This is a genomic window from Burkholderia sp. HAN2018, assembly GCF_024704855.1.
GTDB classification, from domain to species: domain Bacteria; phylum Pseudomonadota; class Gammaproteobacteria; order Burkholderiales; family Burkholderiaceae; genus Burkholderia; species Burkholderia cepacia.
In genome coordinates this window covers 1-4,110 of sequence record NZ_QOBB01000381.1, presented here as the reverse complement: position 1 = coordinate 4,110, position 4,110 = coordinate 1, and the positions used below count along the sequence as shown (strand labels likewise).

At 68.9% G+C, this 4,110-nt stretch carries 3 protein-coding genes and 1 pseudogene; 3 read left to right on the top strand and 1 reads right to left on the bottom strand.

All coding sequences use genetic code 11. The annotated features are described in order from the left end of the window. Positions 1-169 (top strand): annotated as a pseudogene (locus DPV74_RS39710) (mechanosensitive ion channel family protein); the annotation flags it as partial. A 73-nt stretch (positions 170-242) separates the two neighbouring features. On the opposite strand, the gene DPV74_RS39705 reads toward DPV74_RS39710, so the two are convergent. After that, positions 243-926, bottom strand: a complete 684-nt coding sequence (locus DPV74_RS39705; RefSeq protein WP_059487168.1) for a DedA family protein — start codon at positions 924-926, stop codon at positions 243-245. Positions 927-1,109: 183 nt separating this feature from the next. Here DPV74_RS39705 and mutL point away from each other — a divergent pair, with 183 nt between their 5' ends. After that, complete coding sequence (gene mutL / locus DPV74_RS39700; protein WP_060174579.1) at positions 1,110-3,110, top strand: DNA mismatch repair endonuclease MutL; 2,001 nt, start codon at positions 1,110-1,112, stop codon at positions 3,108-3,110. Continuing rightward, on the top strand, positions 3,107-4,081 hold the full coding sequence (miaA, locus tag DPV74_RS39695; protein ID WP_060084047.1) for a tRNA (adenosine(37)-N6)-dimethylallyltransferase MiaA: 975 nt from the start codon (positions 3,107-3,109) through the stop codon (positions 4,079-4,081). Before mutL ends, miaA begins: the two co-directional genes overlap by 4 nt. The last annotated feature ends 29 nt before the right edge of the window (positions 4,082-4,110 follow it).

Here is a 4,110-nt window from a genome sequence, read left to right as displayed (position 1 = left end):
CGGCGTGCTGCAGTTCACGCCGGAAGGCCCGCTGCTGTTCGTGCGCCCGTCCACGCAACCTGAAAACTACTGGCAGGTGTACTGCGACACCAACCGCGTGATCCTCGAGACGTTCCGCGACGCGCAATACCCGACGCCCGAAACGCCGCTCTTGCATCGCAGCGCATGACGGCGGCACCGGGCAATAAAAAAGCGTGGCACCCGCCACGCTTTTTTATTGCCCGAAACCGAAGCCTCCGGGCTTACCGCCCGCCCGTCTTCTGCGCGTTATCCGACTGCTTCCCGCGCACCAGCTTCCACACCGCGCCGAGCGCGACCGGCACGATCGCCGCACCGATACCGACCAGCACGATCACGTTCAGGTACTGGCGGATGAACGGGATGTTGCCGAAGAAATACCCGAGCAGCACGAGCAGCAGCACCCACACCAGCGCACCGATCACGTTGAAGAGCTGAAAGCGCGCGGCGCTCATCGACGACGCGCCCGCGACGAACGGCGCGAACGTACGCACGACCGGGATGAAGCGCGCGAGCACGATCGTCTTGCCGCCGTGCTTGTCGTAGAACGAGTGGGTCTTCTGCAGCGCGGCGCGGTCAAGGAAGCGCTCGAGCACCGGGATATGCGTATTGAACACCTTCGGGCCGACCCAGCGGCCGATCAGGTAGTTCACGGTGTTGCCGGCGATCGCCGCGACGAGCAGCAGCACGATCAGCGCGCCGACGTTCATTTCGCCCGTCGCCGCGAACGCGCCGCCGATGAACAGCAGCGAATCGCCCGGCAGGAACGGGAACACGACGAGCCCCGTCTCGCAGAACACGATCAGGAACAGCACGAGATAGACCCACGCGCCGTACTGCCTGATGAAATCGCCGAGGAAGGCGTCGATATGCAGGACAAGGTTGACGAAATGAAGCAGCGTATCCAAATGCGATTCCTCGAAGGCGATAGGGCCGGAACGGCCGAAACAGGCCAGACTTGGCGGAAGCGCCCGCCGGCCAAGGCGGCGCGCGAAACGGAGCCATGATACCGAAACTACCTTAAGGCTCCGTGAAAAAACGTAACGCTCCGCCGCCCCGGCACGCATCCGCCGCCTCGCTATAATTCGGCCATGTCCGAAATCACCGAAACGGCCGCGGGCGACACGCCCGCCCCTGCTCCGCGCCCGCTGCGCGCGATCCAGCCCCTGCCCGACCAGCTGATCAGCCAGATCGCCGCCGGCGAGGTCGTCGAACGTCCGGCGTCGGTCGTCAAGGAGCTGCTCGAGAACGCGATGGACGCCGGCGCCACGACGCTGCGCATCGTGCTGGAAGAAGGCGGCGTCAAGCGCATCTCGATCACCGACGACGGCTGCGGGATTCCGCCCGACGAGCTGGCGCTCGCGCTGATGCGCCATGCGACCAGCAAGATCCGCTCGCTCGAGGAGCTCGAGGCGGTTGCCACGCTGGGTTTCCGCGGCGAAGCGCTCGCGTCGATCGCGTCGGTGGCCGAGATGTCGATCACGAGCCGGACGGCCGATGCCGCGCACGCGATGAAGATCGACGCGCAGACGGGCGTGCTGTCGCCCGCCGCCGGCGCGACCGGCACGACGATCGAGGTGCGCGAGCTGTACTTCAACACGCCCGCGCGACGCAAGTTCCTGAAGAGCGAGCAGACCGAGTTCGGCCACTGCCTGGAAATGATCCGCCGCGCGGCGCTCGCGCGGCCGGACGTCGCGATCTCGGTGCTGCACAACGGCAAGGCCGTCGAGCACTGGAATGCGACCGAGCCCGCGCAGCGCGTCGCGAAGATCCTCGGCGACGGCTTCGCGACCGCGCACCTGCCGCTCGACGAACAGGCCGGCCCGCTCGCCGTCTACGGCTGCGCAGGCCTGCCGACCGCAAGCCGCGGGCGCGCCGACCAGCAATATTTCTTCGTGAACGGCCGCTTCGTGCGCGACAAGCTGCTGACGCACGCGGTGCGCGCGGCCTATGAGGACGTGCTGCACGGCGACCGCTACCCGTCGTACGTGCTGTTTCTCGACCTGCCGCCGGAAGCCGTCGACGTGAACGTGCATCCGTCGAAGATCGAGGTACGCTTCCGCGATTCGCGCTCGATCCACCAGTACGTGTTCCATGCGGTCCAGCGCGCGCTCGCGCGCCATGCGGGCGCGTCGCCGGAAACCACGGCGGGCGGCCATGCCGCGCATATCGAACCGGCTCCGCGCGGGCCGTCGTCGTTCCTGGACACGCCGCTCGGGCAGAGCCAGGGCCACGCGACCGGCGGCATGGGTGGCACGGGCGGCAGCGGCTTCTCGTCGCCGTCGTCCTCGTCGGCAGGCAACACCTGGATGCGCCAGGCGCGGATGACGCAGGGCACGCTGCCCGTCGCGCAGCCGCTCGCGCTCTACGACGCGATGTTCGGCCGCAAGGATAGCGGCGCCGGCACACCGGACGGCACGACCACCATCGCGCGCGACTCGGCCGATACGCCGCTCGCACCGCTGCCCGGCTTCACCGTATCGCCGATCGCCGCCACCGCGCACGACGAGCAGCCGCTCGGCTTCGCGCTCGGCCAGATCCACGGCATTTACGTGCTCGCGCAGAACGCGCACGGGCTCGTGATCGTCGACATGCACGCGGCACACGAGCGGATCCTGTACGAACAGTTCAAGAACGCGCTCGCCGACCGCTCGGTCGCCGTGCAGGCGCTGCTGCTGCCGATTTCGATGACGGCCACGCCGGTCGAGATCGGCACGGTCGAGGAAGAGCGCGACACGCTCGAGTCGCTCGGTTTCGACCTGGCGGTGCTGTCGCCGACGACGCTCGCGATCCGCGCGGTGCCGGCGCTGCTGAAGGATGCCGACCTGCAGTCGCTCGCGCGCGCGGTGCTCGCCGACCTGCACGCGTTCGGCGGCTCGCGCGTGCTTACCGAGCGCCAGCACGAACTGCTCGGCACGCTCGCCTGCCACCACGCGGTGCGCGCGAACCGGCGGCTGACGCTCGACGAGATGAACGCGCTGCTGCGGCAGATGGAGGCGACCGAACGCGCGGACCAGTGCAATCACGGCCGGCCGACGTGGTATCAGCTCACGCTGAACGATCTCGACCGCCTGTTCATGCGCGGCCAATGAGCGCTTCACCGCAGTCCTCTCCGACGACGATCGCCTGCCTGCTCGGCCCCACTGCCTCGGGCAAGACGGCCGCGGCGCTGGCACTCGCCGCGCGCCGCCCGATCGAGATCGTCAGCGTCGATTCGGCGCTCGTCTACCGCGACATGGATATCGGCACCGCGAAGCCTTCACGCGAAGAGCGCGCGAGCGTGCCGCACCACCTGATCGACATCATCGATCCGGCCGACGCGTATTCGGCCGCGAGTTTCCGCGCCGACACGCTGCGCCTGATCGGCGAGATCGCCGCGCGCGGCCGCACGCCGCTGCTCGCGGGCGGCACGATGCTGTACTACAAGGCACTGACGCAGGGGCTCAACGACCTGCCCGGCGCCGATCCGGACGTACGCGCGACTCTCGATGCCGAAGCCGCACGCGATGGCTGGCCCGCGCTGCACGCGCGGCTCGCGCAGGTCGATCCCGACACGGCCGCGCGGCTCGCGCCGAACGATTCGCAACGGATCCAGCGGGCGCTCGAAGTGTTCATGCTGAGCGGGCAGCCGATGTCGGTACTGCTCGCCGCCCCGCGACGCAGCGACGATGCGGCCGCCGCTTACCGCTTCGTGCCGGTCGCGCTCGAGCCGTCCGATCGCGCGGTACTGCACGCACGGATTGCACAGCGCTTCGATGCGATGCTCGACGCGGGCTTCATCGACGAAGTCGAGCGGCTGCGCCGTCGCGAGGATCTCCATCCCGACCTGCCGTCGATGCGCTGCGTCGGCTACCGGCAGGCATGGGAATTCCTCGACGGCGACACTGACTACCGGACGATGCGCGACAAGGGCATCTTCGCGACGCGCCAGCTCTGCAAGCGCCAGATCACCTGGCTGCGCGCGATGCCGGAGCGGATCGTCGTCGACTGCATCGCGCCGGACGCCACGGCCCGCGCGCTCGACGCGCTCGAACGCGTGCTCGACGGCGGCACGCCGGCCTGACCGTCAGCCGCGCGCGCGTGCTGCCAGGC